A 16,156-nucleotide genomic window follows, 5' to 3' on the forward strand; every position below is an offset into this window, starting at 1 on the left:
CCCTTATCTTTTCAGGGTGGCTGTTTTGGTTTCTGTGCATACTCTTCAGCGAAAGTCTGATAAGATAAATGTATTATCTTTTATTGGAGGAACCTCATGAGAACAAAACTTGGTACTGCACTCGATATTTTCATTTTGGTCATTGGACCATGGATCGTCTATTCCCGCATTATTGAAATGATGCAAAGTGGAGTTTCTGTTTATCCGATGATTTCGGTCGTTATCGTTACCGTCGCGGTTATTTTTTCCATTTACAATCTTTATTTGCTGGCAGTTCGCAGACAGCAAAATAACATGAAAAAATAAGGAGAAATGAGGCTTTTAACGTGAAATCGCTATTGTTTTATCTTATACCGCTGTTGATTTTCGCAGTGATCAATAATACGATCGCTGTTTTAACGTGGCCCTATTATTTAGTTTTACTACTGGCTTTCCTTGTTTTTCAATTAGGACGCACGCGCTATCCGAAAGACGCATTACCGGCAGTTGCAAAAACTTCACAAGTGGCTTTTTATATACTGACGGTTGCAACTATTTTTCGCGATCAATTTTTAAGTCCTTTGCTTATTAATGTGCTGTTGGGTATCACGATCGGTGTCGTTATCGCAGAAATAATTCAAACGAAAAAAAAGCCCTCTTAAGACAGTAAAAACCACAGTCAGCTCGAACAATTCGAGTTAACCGTGGTTTTTTTGTGTATTGCAGTTGAATTTATGCCGCTTTTTTAGCTAGTAAAATACCAAATAAGTACGAGCGCAATCGCTATAAACACCCATGTCATGACGCGAATTAAGTTCTGTTTTTTACGAATCTCTTCTTGTTCTTTAACGTCTTTTAATAATGGCATAAGTTCACCTCTCCCATTAGATTATTGCCTATAGACAGTTTGTTCAATTATGATAGAAAAAGGAGGTTTTCTGAATGAGAAAAATTTTAGTTTCTTCACTTTCCCTACTGCTTTTAGCAGCTTGCGCTAACGAGGCTCCTAATCCAGACAAAGCGTCCGCCCCTTTTGAAGAAATTGCGACAGGGCTTGAAGCTCCATGGGCGATCAATAAAATAAATGATGAATTTTATATTTCGGAACGACCAGGAAAAGTTGTTCATATAGACAAAGAAGGGGTCATGACACGGCAAAGCGTCAATTTTTCTGATAGTTTATCTGAAGCTTCAGAAGCTGGATTTTTAGGCTTTGTTTTGGCACAAGATTTTGAAGAAAGCCAAACTGCATACGGCTATTACGTCTACGAACAAGACGGCGAAGATTACAATAAAATCGTCACACTTGTTTTAGAAAATGAAACTTGGCAAGAACAAGATGTCTTGTTGGCAGGTATTCCAACAGGGAATGTGCATCATGGTGGCCGCTTAGAATTGGACGATGATGGGACACTTTTTGCAACAATTGGTGATGCTTCCACTCCTGAACTTGCACAAGACTTAGGTTCAGTAAATGGCAAAATATTGAAACTCAATACAGCCAACGAGTTTGAAATTTATTCATCGGGTCATCGCAATCCACAAGGAATGACTTGGGACAATGACACGATGTTCGCGTCTGAACATGGTCAATCCGCCAATGATGAAATCAATATTATTGAACAAGGCAATAACTACGGTTGGCCTACAATCGAAGGCGATCAGTCAAAAGACGGCATGGAGGCTCCTTTTTACACAACAGGCTCTAGCGATACTTGGGCGCCAAGTGGAATCGACATGCATAATGGTCTGCTTTACGTAGCTGCGCTTCGAGGAACCGCAATTAAAGTGGTGGATCCTAAGAGTGCTGAAGTGACAGATTCAATTGAAGGGTTTGGCCGTGTCCGAGATGTTTTTTCTGATGGCGACTCGCTCTATTTTATCACGAACAACACGGACGGTCGCGGCACACCTGCAGACGGTGACGATAAACTTTATAAATTAAATGAATAGCCGTGTACAAACTAAAAGCTGTATTGGACAAGTCCAATACACCTTTTAGTTACTAAATAAATTTGACTATCAGGTTTTCATCAACGTTTTTATATGAATTTCTGTATCACAGTTCCTTTACCGTCTGCGACTCGTACTTCTGCATGTGCGCCATTGATAAATGTGATCTGTGGTGGCATATGACCTAAATCGATATCGTACGCAATCGGTAACTCTAATTCTTTTGTTAAATCTTGGTACATTCTATCGACAGTGTATCCACCGACCGGCTCATTTGCCATACTTCGCCCAAAGAGAATACCTGAGCAATTGTCAAACCATCCCGCGTATTTCATTTGCGTTAGCGACCTTTTTAAATCCGCCACTGACATTTCGCAGTTTTCTAAGTACCAAATGACCTGTTCGCCCGGAATGTGCTTGTCCCTGAACGGTTGAACTTCTCCGAATGGCGTTCCAATTAGGTGATGGATCACATCAATGCAGCCACCAAGCAAGCGGCCTGAGAATATTTCCTCGGTTCCCGAAACCGTTTGCCATTTAGTCGGTTCTGTCAAATGAAAGACGACTGGTGAAGCAATGGAATGGTCCCACTCTTTCTGATAGAGTTTAGAAGAAATTTGCTTTACAGTTTCTCCTTTTGCTGTTTTTAAAATATCTAGCCAGCGTGCTGTTGTTTCATCGCTTTTTTCACCACGCAAATCAATAATGTTCGTACCATGTGCCGTGGCAATACCGGTTTTCAACGTGATAGCCAACAATAACACGCTGAGGTCAGAATAACCAAGTACCCATTTCGTTTGTATCTTTGTGAAGTCTACGTATTCCAACATTTCAATCAATAATTCCCCGCCCCAGGGCGGGAAGATCAACTCAATTTCTGTGCTGGTCATCATTTCCATAAATTCTTCTGCACGCTTTTTAGCAGGAGCTGACTTAGCCAGCTCTTGAGTCCAAGCCGTGTCCCCTGTCACAACAGTAAACCCCTTCTGCTCTTGCCGTTCAATCGTCAGTTTGAGAAGATCGTGGTGCTCAGTTCCCACTCCTGAAGACGGTGCGGTAATGCCAATTGTTTTAAAGGTAGTAGTAGGATAACGAATCATTCAATAGTCCCCCTTTTAGTTTAAACAAAATAAAAAAGCGAAAAAATCATTGCGATTAAAATACTAGCACCTACACAAAACCAAAGTGCTTGTTTGACCATTTCGAAAAACTGACTCGGTTCCTTATCCAATCTTTCCCCTTTAAATTGTGAAAAGTCAGGCGGTGTTTCTCTCTTTGGCTTGGTTTTTTGCAATTTTGTCGTTTTCGTTTCTGTCATCGGGTTCATAGTGTTCCTCCTAAAATCAGTAGCAATAGAATCTGTAAGATACCTTCCATTATACTAAACTTAACTTGAGAATATAGTCCCCTTTTTGGCTAATTGTCATTTTTCAGAACAAACAAACAGAAGTACTTCTTGAAATGACTTTTTTGAGGTATATGATAGGAGAGAATAGAAAAATTCTGGAGAGGTGATTGGGATGAAAGTGTTGGTAGTTGGGGCAAATGGACAAATCGGACGGCAGTTTGTCAAAATGCTTGCTGATAGTGATAAATACACACCTAAAGCGATGATCCGTAAAGAAGAACAAATCAGCTATTTCAATGGTCTCGGAGTAGAATCCGTATTAAGTAGCCTCGAAGGCAGTGTTGAAGAAATTACTGAAGCAATGAAAGATTGTGACGCTGTGGTCTTTGCAGCTGGTAGCGGTGGCAAAACCGGAGCCGATCAAACCTTACTGATTGATTTGGACGGTGCTGCAAAAACCATTGAAGCCGCCGAACAAACGGGGACTGAACGCTTTCTCATGATCAGTGCCATCAATGCCGACAAACGGCAAATGTGGAAAGAAGATATGGCTCATTATTATGTCGCAAAACATCATGCCGATAACATTCTACGCGCAAGCGGTCTAGTCTATACCATCATTCGCCCAGGTCTTTTAACAAACGATGCCGGTACCGGTAAAATACTAGCGGTAGAGGACTTGGAATCGGGACAAATTTCTCGCGAAGATGTAGCGCGTGTCCTTTTGCATTCGCTTGATAACGAACATGTCTTCAACAAAACGTTTGCCATTATTTCTGGTGAAGACGACATTGACCATGCGCTCAATCAGCTGTAAATATGTTTATGATGTAAAAAAACAGGGCGGATGATTTAAGATCATCTGGCCTGTTTTTTGATTATTCAACTGTTTTTAAATTTCTAATACCTATCACCACTTGGAACAAAAATGCAATCGAACAAAGAATAATAGCGGCATAGCCGAGTCCGCCAATTGGTGTCATTTGAAATGTCTGTATAACCAATAAAGCCATCATTACAGCAATCCCAAAATTCATAATATAGGGCTTGTCGTAAAATTTCTTAGAAGCGATCCCTACAAATATCGCAACCGCAATAATAGATATCAATAAAAAATTCCCCATTACTTTCCCTCACCCTTTGCTTCGTCTTTCATAAGTCTAGCATGTATCCTTTAGCTCTGATAGTTTAATTAGAATTTTTCATAAGCCATTTTCTTAATAATTTGCTCGTGTTCAGGATAGAGTGCAAGCAGTTCCGCCTGCAGCAATAATTCAAAATCCTCAAAATCAAAACCTGGCGAAACCATGCAGCCCACTAGTGAAAATGTATCTGCCGCTTCTACTGTTGAACCGAAAATACTTCCTTTTTCAACCAATACTTGTGGCCTTTCCCCTGCCGCTAAATCCAGTCCCAGTTTCTCAGTACGATAATTTCCATTCGCATCTAAAATATGCACGGTAACGGCATGACCTGCGTGAAAATACCACAGCTCGTCTGATTTCAATCGGTGAAAATGAGAGATATCTTGCGAGCGCAATAAAAAATAAATACTGGTGTACAAATTTCGTTCTACCGGATGTTCAGTGGTCGTGATTTTTTCAGGAGAAACGAACGTTTGTTTGTAATATCCTCCCTCGGGATGCGCCGTCATGTCTAAATAGGTAATCCAATCTTCAGCATTCACTATATCCAACTCCATTCCTTCTCTTCTAACCGCTTGTTTATATGAAACTTTCTATCTCTACAGACGTATTCATTATATAACATAAGTCCATAAACAAACGAGGAGGAATAATAATGAATAACCACGAAATTGATTTTAAGTTGCACGGAGACGATATGCAGTTTGTGGAAGTAGAACTAGACCCAGCTGAAACGGTTGTTGCAGAAGCAGGAGCTTTAATGATGATGGAAGACGGCATTGTGATGGAAACGGTTTTCGGAGACGGTTCTACAAGTTCAGGTGGTAGCGGCTTGATGGGCAAACTAATGGGCGCAGGAAAACGAATTATCACAGGTGAAAGTTTGTTTATGACGGCTTTCACTAATAACGGAACAGGTAAACGCCATGTGTCATTTGCTGCGCCTTATCCTGGCAAGATTATTCCTATGGACTTGAGCATGCTAAACGGCAAGATTATTTGTCAAAAAGATTCTTTCCTAGCTGCTGCCAAAGGAGTTTCGATTGGCATTGAATTTCAGCGCAAATTGGGTGCAGGATTTTTTGGCGGTGAGGGCTTTATTATGCAAAAACTGGAAGGAGATGGCTTGGCGTTTGTACATGCTGGCGGTACGATTTACCGAAAAAACCTTCAAAAAGGAGAAGTATTGCGTGTGGATACGGGTTGTTTAGTCGCCATGACCGGAGATGTCGATTACAATATTGAATCAGTCCCGGGCATTAAAACAGCATTGTTCGGTGGTGAAGGTTTATTCTTTGCAACTTTGCGTGGTCCCGGAAGTGTCTGGATTCAATCGATGCCATTCAGCCGATTAGCAAGTCGTGTATTTGCAGCCGCTCCACAAAACCCTGCTGGTCGTTCGAAAGGGGAAGGCAGTGCCGCTGGTGGATTATTTGACTTACTCGGTGGAAGATGATTAATTGACTTATTAAAATAAAAGACGCCTATTCATTTCCTTACGGGGTTTGAATAGGCGTCTTTTATTGTTCTATTAAAGAGATTTGATAAAAATCTCGAAAAATTGACAAACCTCTATTAATCATGAGATTATTACCTAACGACCGTTAGGAAGGTGAAAAAGTGAAAGCAGATCTTATTCTCCAAACCGCTGTCAGCCATTTTGCAAAAGAAGGCTTTGAAGGCGCATCTCTCAGTAAAATCGCTGAAGAAGTTGGAATCAAAAAGCCATCTATCTATGCCCATTACAAAGGAAAAGATGATTTATTTATTTCTGCACTTCAGTATTCACTCAATACTCAAAAAGCTCAGTTAGCTAGTTATTTTAATTCTACGAAAAATGAATCGTTAGAAACTCTTCTTTTCGGTTATTTTGATTGGTTGGCAAAAGAAAGCAGAGACAACGAACGAATGAAGTTTATCTTGCGTGTTGCTTATTTCCCTCCACTCAAATTAGAAAAAGAAGTCGGCGAGTTGTTTAATCCGTTTTTTGACCTGATGCACCAGCATCTTACTCGGTTATTACGAGAAAGACATCGCTATGAAAACGTATTACACTCTGTAGATTTTTCAAATACAGCGTTAGCTTATCTGACTGTAATTGAAGGAACGATGTCTGAACTTGTCTATAGCGGCATCGAAAGATATGAAAAGCGACTTCAAGCAGTTTGGCCAATTTTTTGGCGTGGCTTAATCCATTAATACACGAATCACAGTAGACCAGAAACACCTATCAAGCACGAAGATTATAAGGAGATCACTGCATGAAAACAAATAAATTAGTTCTTTCAACTTTACTACTCAATCTATTTATCGCATTTCTAGGGATTGGACTGGTCATTCCAGTAACTCCGACCATTATGAACGAATTAAGCATATCAGGAACTGTCGTGGGCTATATGGTTTCTGCTTTTGCGCTAGCTCAGCTCATTGTTTCTCCTATTGCCGGACGATGGGTAGATAATATTGGTCGTAAACCCATGATCATTATCGGCCTGTCAATCTTCAGTATTTCCGAATTTCTATTCGGTATTGGTGAAACAGTAGAAGTGCTGTTTGCCTCTCGTATTCTCGGGGGTGTTAGCGCAGCCTTTATTATGCCGGCTGTTACGGCTTATATTGCTGACATTACGACCAGTAGCACACGACCAAAAGCTTTAGGTTATATGTCTGCGGCGATTTCTACCGGTTTTATTATCGGTCCAGGAATCGGTGGGTTTTTAGCCGATATCAGCACGCGACTTCCCTTCTTCTTTGCAGCAGGATTTGGTTTGTTTGCAACGATTTTGTCACTTATCACATTAAAAGAACCCAATCGCAGCTACGAAGTTGAGGAAAAACACCAGCCCCTGCCAAAATCAGGATGGAAACGAATTTTTTCACCGATGTATGTTATCGCTTTTATGGTTATTCTCATATCATCATTTGGTCTGGCCGCATTCGAATCGCTTTTCGCGTTATTCGTTGATCACAAATTCGGCTTTACGGCAAAAGATATTGCCGTGATTATCTCACTCGGCGCAATTGTCGGAGTCATTTTCCAAGTTGGTTTGTTTGATAAACTAACGCGACGGTTCGGTGAAATCCGATTGATTCGTTACAGTCTTTTTGTGTCAACCGTTTTAGTATTTATTATGACTTTCGTTACGAGTTACTGGTCGATTTTGCTTGTTACCATGGTCGTGTTTGTCGGCTTTGACTTGATGCGTCCAGCCGTTACTACTTATCTGTCACGAATCGCCGGCAATGAACAAGGATTCGCCGGGGGCATGAACTCCATGTTCACAAGTATCGGTAATATTTTCGGTCCGATTATTGGCGGCATTCTTTTCGACATTGATTTAAACTATCCGTTCTATTTTGCTACTGTCGTCTTAGCAGTAGGAATTGCATTAACGTATTTATGGAAGCGCCCAGCGTTTTCAGAACCAACAAGAATATAGTTTAGCTTTTAATTGGGCCTCGCGAGGGAAAATCTTCAGTTTTTTCCTCTAGAGGTTATTTTTTTTCACTTTTTTTGCTATTGATTTGGGAAAGTTGAGGTTGTTTGCAGAAAGAGGCTGCTGTTTGCGTAATCTTTTTATTTGTTTACGGAATTTTCAAATCCCAGTCTTTTGAAGTCGAAATGATCAAAATACTAAACCTCTTGTTCAATTGTAAATTTTTTCGAAAGAAAAATCGCATTAATTAATTGATATGCTATTATTTAAAAATATAGAACTTATACATGACAGCCAATTCCAATAAATTAATCATTAAATCACAAAAGGAGTGAGCACATGCATATACGCAAAGCAGAACAAGAGGATGCATCCGCTATTGCAAAAGTCCACGTGGACAGCTGGAGAACCACATACAAACAAATTATGTCAAGTGATTTCCTTAACGGCCTTTCTTATGAAAAACGGACAGAGCTGTGGGAAGAAAACCTCTTAGAAAAAGAAAATCACATAATTGTTGCAGAAACTAGCGACGGCATCATCATTGGATTTGCTACGGCTGCAAAGAGAAAAAGCAATACTGTGGAAAGATCTGGCGATTTGACTTCCATTTACTTATTTGAAGACTATCAAGGTCAAGGCATTGGAAAAATGTTATTGAAAGACCTTTTCTTGTTTTTCAAACACCTGGATTACGTAAGAGTTTTTGTTGAAGTATTAGAAGAAAATAAAACACGATTTTTCTATGAATATTATGGTGCCAAGCTAATCGATACTGTTCAACTCAAAATTGGTGGAACGGTTCTGAACGAATTGATTTATGAATGGGAGAACATAGATCAGGTATTAGAGAAACTTTGAGCCAAGACGAGTCAAGAATTGAGGTTGTATAGGAAAAGACCGGAAGCATCGGCTTCCGGCCTTTTCCTCGTTCTGATGCTATTGCTTCGTTAATTGCCAATAGATTCTATCACTCGCATTTTTTGTTTTTTCCATTCCTACTTTTTCTAATATGCCTATAGAACCAATATTGTCTATGTCTGTTTCTGCGATTACGGTTTTTACAGTCATCGTACTAAAAGCCCAATCTATAAGACCTCGTACTGCCTCAGTTCCATAACCCATACACCAAAAAGTTTCTAGAAATCCATAACCGATTTCCACTTCTTGGTTAGCGTTCGGCTTGCCTTTGAAACCCGCATCTCCAAGAATCACGTCATCGGATTTTCGTAAAACCAGCCAGCTTCCCCATCCATATAAAGTTGAATCGTTTGCTAGCGCTTCTATATGATCGGCAATTTGAGGGCCATTTCTATAATTTTGAGTAGCTATCATTATCGCCGAATGGCTATCACTGGGTATCATTTTTAGTCGTTTTGTTTCTATTTGCATCTTTTATTTCTCCTTTTATTTTACTGATTCTTAAAGTTTATTACTTAATTACTGATGCTTTTTGCTGACTAGGCTGACTTTCTCGAGACTCTTTCCCTCCTCAGCGTACCAATCTGAATATTTCGGAGTTAACACCGCGATTGTGAACAATACAGCAGTTATCAGCATAAGGATTGCGAGAGAGCCGATTGTCAGCTTTAGCGAAACAAAATCTGCGAGTAAACCAATTACTAAGATGAAAAAAAGTTGCAAAATACTTTGGATGAGTCCAAAGATGCTCGTCACTCTGCCCATCACAGATACTGGCACATTATTTTGATAGAATGTCGTAATTCCGGCGTTCAAGAACACATTAAAGAAACCGAGGATAATAAAGCCGACAGTAACGGATGCAAAAGACCAGGAGAACGCATAAATAAGATAACCGGTTGTCATCATCAACATGCCAATAATCATCATTACCCGAATCGAAACTTTATTGGCAAATAAGGAAAGCCATAATGCGCCACTCACTGAACCGATGCCCGTAATGCTAATTAACAAGCTGTATTCGATTTCAGAAAGGCCAATTACTTGTTGAGTGAAAACAACCTCCTGAACATCCATCGCAAATGAAAATAGCATAACTACGAGAAACCCTAGATAAATTGCAGAAACGTACTTTCTGCTACCAATAAAATCAACAACGACAGTGAAATCTTTGGCTACTTGTGAAAAAGTCAAAGCAGGAATCTTTTCGTGTTTGACTTTTTCTGTGTCCGGTAAAAGGCTCAACAAAACGGCAGCAACTAAAAAGAATCCAGCATTTAACCATAAAGTCACCGAAATATTAGTTAGTAGTATAAGTGTCCCTCCTAAAGCCGGTCCAATAATAAAAGCGCTAGAAGAGGTAAACGAACGCAGTGAATTAAACCGTTTTCGCTTTTGCTGAGGAACAAGCATTGTGACATAGGTCATGGAGGCTGGTCCAAAAAATGATTTGGCAACGCTTAACAGAACAAGAATCGCGTATATCGCAAAAAGGCTTGGTGCAAAAGGAATTATAGCGATAAAAGTCGCTCTTAACACCATCGTCACCAACACGATTTTTCGCTTACTTCGGTAATCTATAAAACTGCCCGTCCAAAACTTTGTCAAGATATTGACTAAAGGACTGACCATCCATAAACCCGCTACAGCAGCTGCAGAACCCGTCATCTGATAAACAATGATATTGATAGCAACTAAGTAGAGGAAATCTCCAATATTGGCAATACCTAAAGATCCTAGTAGGATCGCGGGAACTTTCCATTGTTTTAAAATCTGCTTCCCCTCCAGAAACTTCGATGCTATTGATGCATCTTGTCGCATCAGCTCATATGGATCATTTTATATTGAATTAAAAGTGGTGTATCAAAATAAGTGTTTTTGTTTGCGAAAGAGTAAGAGTTGTTTGCGTAATTCTCTCGTTTGTTTGCGGTGTCACTTTGTTTGGTTGCAGAAAATCACGCTTTTTGCAGCACTCAAAATTACAGTCTGCGTAGCTTGAGATGATCACTTCACAACATCCCCTTTTATAGCTCAAGCTTTAGTTATCCCTAACTCTTCTATTTTCTGGTTGTTTCAACCAATGGCGTAACCCTTTGCCTGCGAGTGGTTCGTCGTTAAACCGAGGGATTACGTGAAGATGACTGTGCTTGATCGACTGATTTGATGCCTCCCCTACGTTCCAGCCAAGGGTGTAACCATCTGGAGAAAGTTCACTTTCCATGTAATCTTTGGCTTGTTGGAGAAGCTCGTATGTGTCACTCCACTCTTCTTTTGTTAAATCAAACGTATTGGTACGATGCTGCTTTGGAACAATTACACCACTTCCTTGTAGTACCTCTTGTTGCTCTGTATGCTGCAAATAGTAACAGCTGTTATTTTCAAAGATGATTTTTTGATTAAAATCGTTACTCGGATTGCAAAATGGACATTCTGCGTCATGAGACATGGTAATTCCCCTTTCGAATTCTTCTTACCTTCTTTCTAAGTTGTTATTCCCAGCAATCGAAATCTTTTTTTAATACGATTGTGACAACGCTGATTAAAGCTAGTCTGTTCTCTTGTTTGAAGTCTAAATTCACGGTAACTCCAACCGCTTTATGGAAGTATTCGCGTTTATTTGCGCAATTTCACACGTTATTTGCAAAACCTAAAATTTCTTCCCAGACAATCGGAGAACACAAAATCTCCTCTCGACTTAAGGTTATATTCTCCATTTATTCAAATAATCCCTTCATTTATTGTCTTTAAAAAATTTCTCTTCAAAGCAATAAAAAAAGAAGGAACTTTGAAAAAGTTCCTTCCCTCTAATTAAATTAATCACAGCTTACCTTGCTTGATTTTATTAATTAATTCTTCTAGCCATTGAACATTATGGTCAGTTCTTGCCGTAATGTATCCTCTAACAAAATTTCGTAATTCCTTGTCTTCTTCAGTTACTTGGACTTTTCCTTCCATCCCGCTCAATTGATTCCAGCGTTCTTTGATCTCGTTGACGTTATTTTCCAATATATCGACGACTTTTTTCTTATCGACATATTGCAAACTAATTAAGCCCACTATCATATCTTTGACGATATCCGTGTTTTCAAACAGTTTGTAAATAAGTTTGGGTAACTCTTCGCGTCCTTTAGCCGTAATCGCAAACACTTGTTTATCTGGACGATGTTCTTCTTTGATAATTTCAACGATTTCAATTAATCCTTTTTTGGCTAAAGTTTCAAAATGATAATACAATTTACTTTCGGTCAATCCACCTAATTGATCCAGTGGGATAGGCTCTGACAACTGCTTTTTCAATTTATAAGGATAGCTGTTTTCTTTCATCAGGTTACTTAAAATAAAGACTTGAATCGACATGTTAAAACTCCTTAGAGATAGATCGTATTCCAATTGTACCAGAAATTACACAGAAACTTCAGATGGGTTGAGCCGTTTATTGGTTTTCTCATCCGCATTGTTGTTTTCTAGTTCAACTGGCTTATGAAGAAATGCGACGATGCAAATGTTAATAAGCATAGCTACTCCACCAACAGCCACCATCGACCATATAAATGGAGCCGTGCTAATATTCCCGTATAGATTCGCAGTATATGCTTGCACCGAATAATACATAGGCGAAATATAACTCATCCATTCGTAAGGCAAGTACATCATTTCGCGGGGCATAATCGCACCGTTTGATAATGTTTGAAAAAATAAAATTGGCAAGTTTAGAATCATGCCTCCTTCACCGATTAAGAAAATGACGATTGCGGCAAAGTTAAAACACACCATATAGTTTAAAATTTGCTGACCCGCGAGCTCAAAAAACAAATTACCACTCGGTCCATTGATCACATACGTTACCCCTAAAGCAACTACCGTAGAAAGAACGGCGATGATTAGAGCAGTCAGTTGAACATAACTGAATAATCGTGTCTTGCTTGCTTTTGTTCGATTTTCTCTATATGCACTAACTAGTTGCATGGCGCCTATCATTGCGCCCACATAACACGCCATTGATAAGAACATGGGCAACATACCATTATTCATACCATCTGGCACTTTGTTGATTGCTACGATGTTTCCTGCATAAGCTGCTTCAATCTTTTCAGCTAACGCTGCAGCTTGATCTTCTGGGACATTACTATTCATTAACACACTTTGAGCTGTTTGCTGTGAGAACTGTGTACTCAATTGGTTATTAATTTCCGCTACGACTGAATTCATCGCAGAAGAAACTGATTGTGCGCCAGCTTCATTGATTGTAAAGTCAATCGTTGAAGTTATTTCTCCTATTTGGAGATTTTCAGAAAATTTTTCTGGAATGTGCACAACTAACGCGACTTTGTTGTGTTCTAACTCCTCTAAAGCCTGTTGATTTGTTAGATTGGTTTCGATTTTTTTAAATGGTAGGTTTTCTGTCAACTGATCTGCAATTCCTACACCATAATCGCCATTGTCGTCATTAATAATGGCGATTGGTAACTTATCAATATTTGCAGGAATGGCTGAATAGCCTGGCAGGAAGATGCCTAGCATCGCAATGGCGTAAAATATCCCCATAACAATAGCGCCGGTTGCGCCTTTTGTTTTTAAAAACTGTACAAATTTCATTTAACTTATCCTACTCTCTGTCAAAATAACTTCAAACAAACTACTTTAATAAAAGCACTTTTTTACAACTACTTTGTATCATAATTCTATTTTGAATGAAAGTCAATAACTATGTTATATAAACCTACAAATAGAAAAATAGGAGCTGCTGTAAATCTAGCTGCTCCTATTTCTTCTTTAACTATTTTATTTCAACCAATTATTTAAAAATTCACTTTGATTACCTTCAAAATATTCTTCAAAAAATAGTTTAAATTGTTGGGTGTTTACTTGTTTGAATTGAAACTCGACATAATAAGCCGATAGAAATTCAAGTGCACTTTCTCTTCCACCGTTCTCATCAAAATATTCTTTTAGCACCATTGGAACTTTGCCATAGATCGTAGAATAATACGTTTCGTTACCAAACTTAGAAAGTGGTAAATTGACATATTTTTCTGGCCGGTAATACTGTTCTGCTGAAGAGGCACCCCAAAATCCAAATTCATCATCATCGTAACGATCACTGATGAATAACGAGCTACTAAATTCTGTTACGCCTTCATCTAACCAGGATTCATAATAGGGGTCATTGGTAACAAGGTAATAAAACCATTGATGCGCAATTTCATGCACTAAAACTGACTCCTGAGATTGCTGATCTGCTGCCACTTCAATAATGTTTGGGTATTCCATGTAGCCATCGTTTCCAATAATATCGAGTTCATCAAAAGGATTATCGCCTATTTTTTCTTCAAAATATTCATAAGCGTCAACTGCAAGTGAAGAAGTTTCTTCTAGCATATTTTGTGACGCCGGTGTAAATACACGAAGCGTCGTGTCGTTAGCTTGTACAGTTTCTGCTTGCCATTCATCAGGATTCATAATAGCCATATAAAAATCTTTAATGTTTTCACCTGTTACCGTCCCTTTTGATGTAGGTTGGATTTCCCCATCATTTGCGGAAGTTGCAACTAAATAGTCCTTCGGTAAAGCATAGTTTACTGTAAAGTCGCCATAATCCGTGTTGTAAGATTCGCCGTTTGAATTGTAATCTTCGATGTTCCAACCATTTCGGTACTGCCCGAGCATCGGATACCAATGTGCTAAGTAAAAATTATCGTCTACTTGAGACAAGCGCATACCGCCTTTAGGTAAAGTCATCGAATAGTCGACTGTTACGTTTACTAAATCGTCCGTATTTAAAGCTTTTTCTAGCTCGACCATTAACTCGTTGTTATCAAGTGCATACGCCGCTTCTTTACCATTAACCACAACCGAAGAAATCGCAATAACCGCTTCGTCACCTTCATAAACGTTTGTTTCATTAGAATTCATCGCATTGGGTATTAAATAAAAGCCGATATCTGACCACGATTCAGCCGAATCATTTGTAACATCAATTGAAGCCTCAATGTGAAAGTCGTCTTTAGGACTCAACTTCACTTTTAAGTTATAAACTGCATTAGTAGTATCCTCATAAGGCTCAGTTATCACCATATTGTCATCTTCACGAAGAGCAATGACCAGGATTCCCCCAATAATTACGATGCCTATAAGTAAGGCTATACCCCATCCTTTTACCTTCATTATACATCTCTCATTTCTACTATTTTAATGGATAGCTAGTCAACCAGTTTAAGCCGCTAAAATAAGATTTAGTGCCATTTAATAGAACATGCAAAATGTCTCATTTGGAATTGGATTTAACTTGAGGGAACCAGAAAATCCTTTCACGTCCTAGGCTAATTTGATTGTACCTTATTTCAAGAATACAGGTGATATAGAATTTCTTTGTTTTCATTTAATCATTCTTACCAAAAAACTCTAAAGACTAGCTATTCTTTCTGACTAACATACTTGTCATTTCTGAAACATATCGTTTGCACTTTAGCTTTAAAGAGGTGTAGACATGAAAACAAGATTAAAAGAGTTAAGCACGAATGTAGGGATAAACCAAACAGAATTGGCAAAATGCACAAAGACTTCGCGCCAAACCGTCAGCTTGATCGAATGCGAAGAATTTATGCCTTCATTGCTCGTTGCAACGAAAATTGCGCGTATTTTTGATAAACCGGTTCAAGAGATTTTTCAATTCGACGAGGAGGAATTAGCATGAGGAATCTGTTTAAACAAGTGGTCAATTGATTATTGGAGCGTTAGTTGGATTTTTCGGAATGCTAGTTTTGCTGGAAGCCGATTTTCTTATTGATTTGTCTGGCTATGCATTTATTGGCAATACCATTCTTCTAACACTCGCAGCACTACTGACTTTTTTTACTATATCGTTATTTCAGTATTTTGTCTCTTACCAATCAAAAGTTTACTGGAGATGAAGAAGATGCTGCGGAAGGACGTATGTACAGACAGTATTTAGATGCCCGTCTTTGTTCTAAGCTTGCCACGTTGATCGGTTTAGCATCTTTAAGTGCAACTGCTATAACTGCTCAATCTTTTTAGATGCTTGTGACAGGTATCGCTTTAGTGTTTATGGGCGCTTCACTGTCTTTCATACTCCCTGGTCTTACACAGAAAATGTATTCAGAGCGTCAACTTCCCTCAATTAACGACAAAAATTACACTAAAAAATCACTAAAAATTTCCGCTGATGGAGAAAACGTGTCATGCTCGGTGGTTTATACAAAACCTACCTTACAATGCATTCTCTTTTAGTCAGAGCAGTAATCCTACTGTTATTTTATTCGATTGTCTCAGATTCATCATAGCTTTTAGTATTTTTACGATTGTCATTATCTTACCTTTACCAACACACGGTATCAAATTCACGTTCGGAACAA

At 38.9% G+C, this 16,156-nt stretch carries 20 protein-coding genes; 9 read left to right on the plus strand and 11 right to left on the minus strand.

The features are described 5' to 3' along the window. Positions 1-96 precede the first annotated feature (96 nt). Together AJGP001_RS09355 and AJGP001_RS09360 are read left to right on the plus strand one after the other, a co-directional pair. A complete protein-coding gene (locus AJGP001_RS09355) occupies positions 97-306 on the plus strand; it encodes a hypothetical protein (protein WP_058385217.1) in 210 nt (69 codons plus the stop codon). Positions 307-326: 20 nt separating this feature from the next. Then, a complete protein-coding gene (locus AJGP001_RS09360) occupies positions 327-641 on the plus strand; it encodes a hypothetical protein (RefSeq protein ID WP_071154579.1) in 315 nt (104 codons plus the stop codon). Positions 642-724: 83 nt separating this feature from the next. Here the strand turns inward: AJGP001_RS09360 and AJGP001_RS17715 are convergent, their stop codons facing one another. Continuing rightward, a complete protein-coding gene (locus AJGP001_RS17715; protein WP_256204436.1) occupies positions 725-847 on the minus strand; it encodes a hypothetical protein in 123 nt (40 codons plus the stop codon). Positions 848-921: 74 nt separating this feature from the next. On the opposite strand from AJGP001_RS17715, the gene AJGP001_RS09365 reads away from it, so the two are divergent. Next, positions 922-1,932, plus strand: a complete 1,011-nt coding sequence (locus AJGP001_RS09365; protein ID WP_071154580.1) for a PQQ-dependent sugar dehydrogenase — start codon at positions 922-924, stop codon at positions 1,930-1,932. A gap of 89 nt (positions 1,933-2,021) precedes the next feature. Here AJGP001_RS09365 and AJGP001_RS09370 read toward each other — a convergent pair whose 3' ends face one another. Next, the gene (locus AJGP001_RS09370; RefSeq protein ID WP_078080457.1) at positions 2,022-3,032 is read right to left on the minus strand and encodes a S66 family peptidase; all 1,011 of its coding nucleotides are present in this window, start codon (positions 3,030-3,032) and stop codon (positions 2,022-2,024) included. Between the two features lie 20 nt (positions 3,033-3,052). Next, the gene (locus AJGP001_RS09375; protein ID WP_071154581.1) at positions 3,053-3,259 is read right to left on the minus strand and encodes a hypothetical protein; all 207 of its coding nucleotides are present in this window, start codon (positions 3,257-3,259) and stop codon (positions 3,053-3,055) included. 193 nt (positions 3,260-3,452) lie between these two features. Between AJGP001_RS09375 and AJGP001_RS09380 the strand changes: the two genes are divergently transcribed. Next, a complete protein-coding gene (locus AJGP001_RS09380) occupies positions 3,453-4,097 on the plus strand; it encodes an SDR family oxidoreductase (RefSeq protein WP_058385210.1) in 645 nt (214 codons plus the stop codon). Between the two features lie 61 nt (positions 4,098-4,158). Here the strand turns inward: AJGP001_RS09380 and AJGP001_RS09385 are convergent, their stop codons facing one another. Both AJGP001_RS09385 and AJGP001_RS09390 read right to left on the minus strand, forming a co-directional pair. Continuing rightward, positions 4,159-4,404: a hypothetical protein gene (locus AJGP001_RS09385; protein WP_058385209.1), complete on the minus strand. Its 246-nt coding sequence runs from the start codon at positions 4,402-4,404 to the stop codon at positions 4,159-4,161. Between the two features lie 68 nt (positions 4,405-4,472). After that, positions 4,473-4,982, minus strand: a complete 510-nt coding sequence (locus AJGP001_RS09390; protein WP_071154582.1) for a cupin domain-containing protein — start codon at positions 4,980-4,982, stop codon at positions 4,473-4,475. Between the two features lie 98 nt (positions 4,983-5,080). Here AJGP001_RS09390 and AJGP001_RS09395 point away from each other — a divergent pair, with 98 nt between their 5' ends. The 4 genes from AJGP001_RS09395 (at position 5,081) to AJGP001_RS09410 (ending at position 8,723) form a co-directional block, all read left to right on the plus strand. Beyond that, a complete protein-coding gene (locus AJGP001_RS09395; protein WP_071154583.1) occupies positions 5,081-5,881 on the plus strand; it encodes a TIGR00266 family protein in 801 nt (266 codons plus the stop codon). A gap of 164 nt (positions 5,882-6,045) precedes the next feature. After that, complete coding sequence (locus AJGP001_RS09400; protein WP_058385206.1) at positions 6,046-6,624, plus strand: TetR/AcrR family transcriptional regulator; 579 nt, start codon at positions 6,046-6,048, stop codon at positions 6,622-6,624. 62 nt (positions 6,625-6,686) lie between these two features. Next, entirely contained in the window at positions 6,687-7,865 is a 1,179-nt protein-coding gene (locus AJGP001_RS09405) for an MFS transporter (RefSeq protein ID WP_058385205.1), read from the plus strand. Positions 7,866-8,201: 336 nt separating this feature from the next. Continuing rightward, positions 8,202-8,723, plus strand: coding sequence for a GNAT family N-acetyltransferase (locus AJGP001_RS09410; protein WP_071154584.1), 522 nt, complete (start codon positions 8,202-8,204; stop codon positions 8,721-8,723). A gap of 78 nt (positions 8,724-8,801) precedes the next feature. Here AJGP001_RS09410 and AJGP001_RS09415 read toward each other — a convergent pair whose 3' ends face one another. The 6 genes from AJGP001_RS09415 to AJGP001_RS09440 form a co-directional block, all read right to left on the minus strand. Continuing rightward, positions 8,802-9,254 carry a GNAT family N-acetyltransferase gene (locus AJGP001_RS09415; protein ID WP_071154585.1) on the minus strand — a complete coding sequence of 151 codons (453 nt, stop codon included), beginning with the start codon at positions 9,252-9,254 and terminating at the stop codon, positions 8,802-8,804. A gap of 48 nt (positions 9,255-9,302) precedes the next feature. Then, on the minus strand, positions 9,303-10,604 hold the full coding sequence (locus tag AJGP001_RS09420) for an MFS transporter (RefSeq protein ID WP_071154586.1): 1,302 nt from the start codon (positions 10,602-10,604) through the stop codon (positions 9,303-9,305). Between the two features lie 217 nt (positions 10,605-10,821). After that, entirely contained in the window at positions 10,822-11,229 is a 408-nt protein-coding gene (locus AJGP001_RS09425; protein WP_071154587.1) for an HIT family protein, read from the minus strand. 371 nt (positions 11,230-11,600) lie between these two features. Next, positions 11,601-12,140 carry a PadR family transcriptional regulator gene (locus AJGP001_RS09430; RefSeq protein ID WP_071154588.1) on the minus strand — a complete coding sequence of 180 codons (540 nt, stop codon included), beginning with the start codon at positions 12,138-12,140 and terminating at the stop codon, positions 11,601-11,603. A gap of 45 nt (positions 12,141-12,185) precedes the next feature. Next, on the minus strand, positions 12,186-13,379 hold the full coding sequence (locus AJGP001_RS09435) for a YhgE/Pip domain-containing protein (protein ID WP_078080458.1): 1,194 nt from the start codon (positions 13,377-13,379) through the stop codon (positions 12,186-12,188). 186 nt (positions 13,380-13,565) lie between these two features. Continuing rightward, positions 13,566-14,948 (minus strand): M1 family metallopeptidase, encoded by a 1,383-nt coding sequence (locus AJGP001_RS09440; RefSeq protein ID WP_078080459.1) that lies wholly within the window; start codon positions 14,946-14,948, stop codon positions 13,566-13,568. Between the two features lie 322 nt (positions 14,949-15,270). Between AJGP001_RS09440 and AJGP001_RS09445 the strand changes: the two genes are divergently transcribed. Next, positions 15,271-15,477, plus strand: coding sequence for a helix-turn-helix transcriptional regulator (locus tag AJGP001_RS09445; protein ID WP_071154589.1), 207 nt, complete (start codon positions 15,271-15,273; stop codon positions 15,475-15,477). Positions 15,478-16,156 lie beyond the last annotated feature (679 nt).

The sequence above is a fragment of the Planococcus faecalis genome, from assembly GCF_002009235.1.
In the GTDB taxonomy this organism is placed as follows: domain Bacteria; phylum Bacillota; class Bacilli; order Bacillales_A; family Planococcaceae; genus Planococcus; species Planococcus kocurii.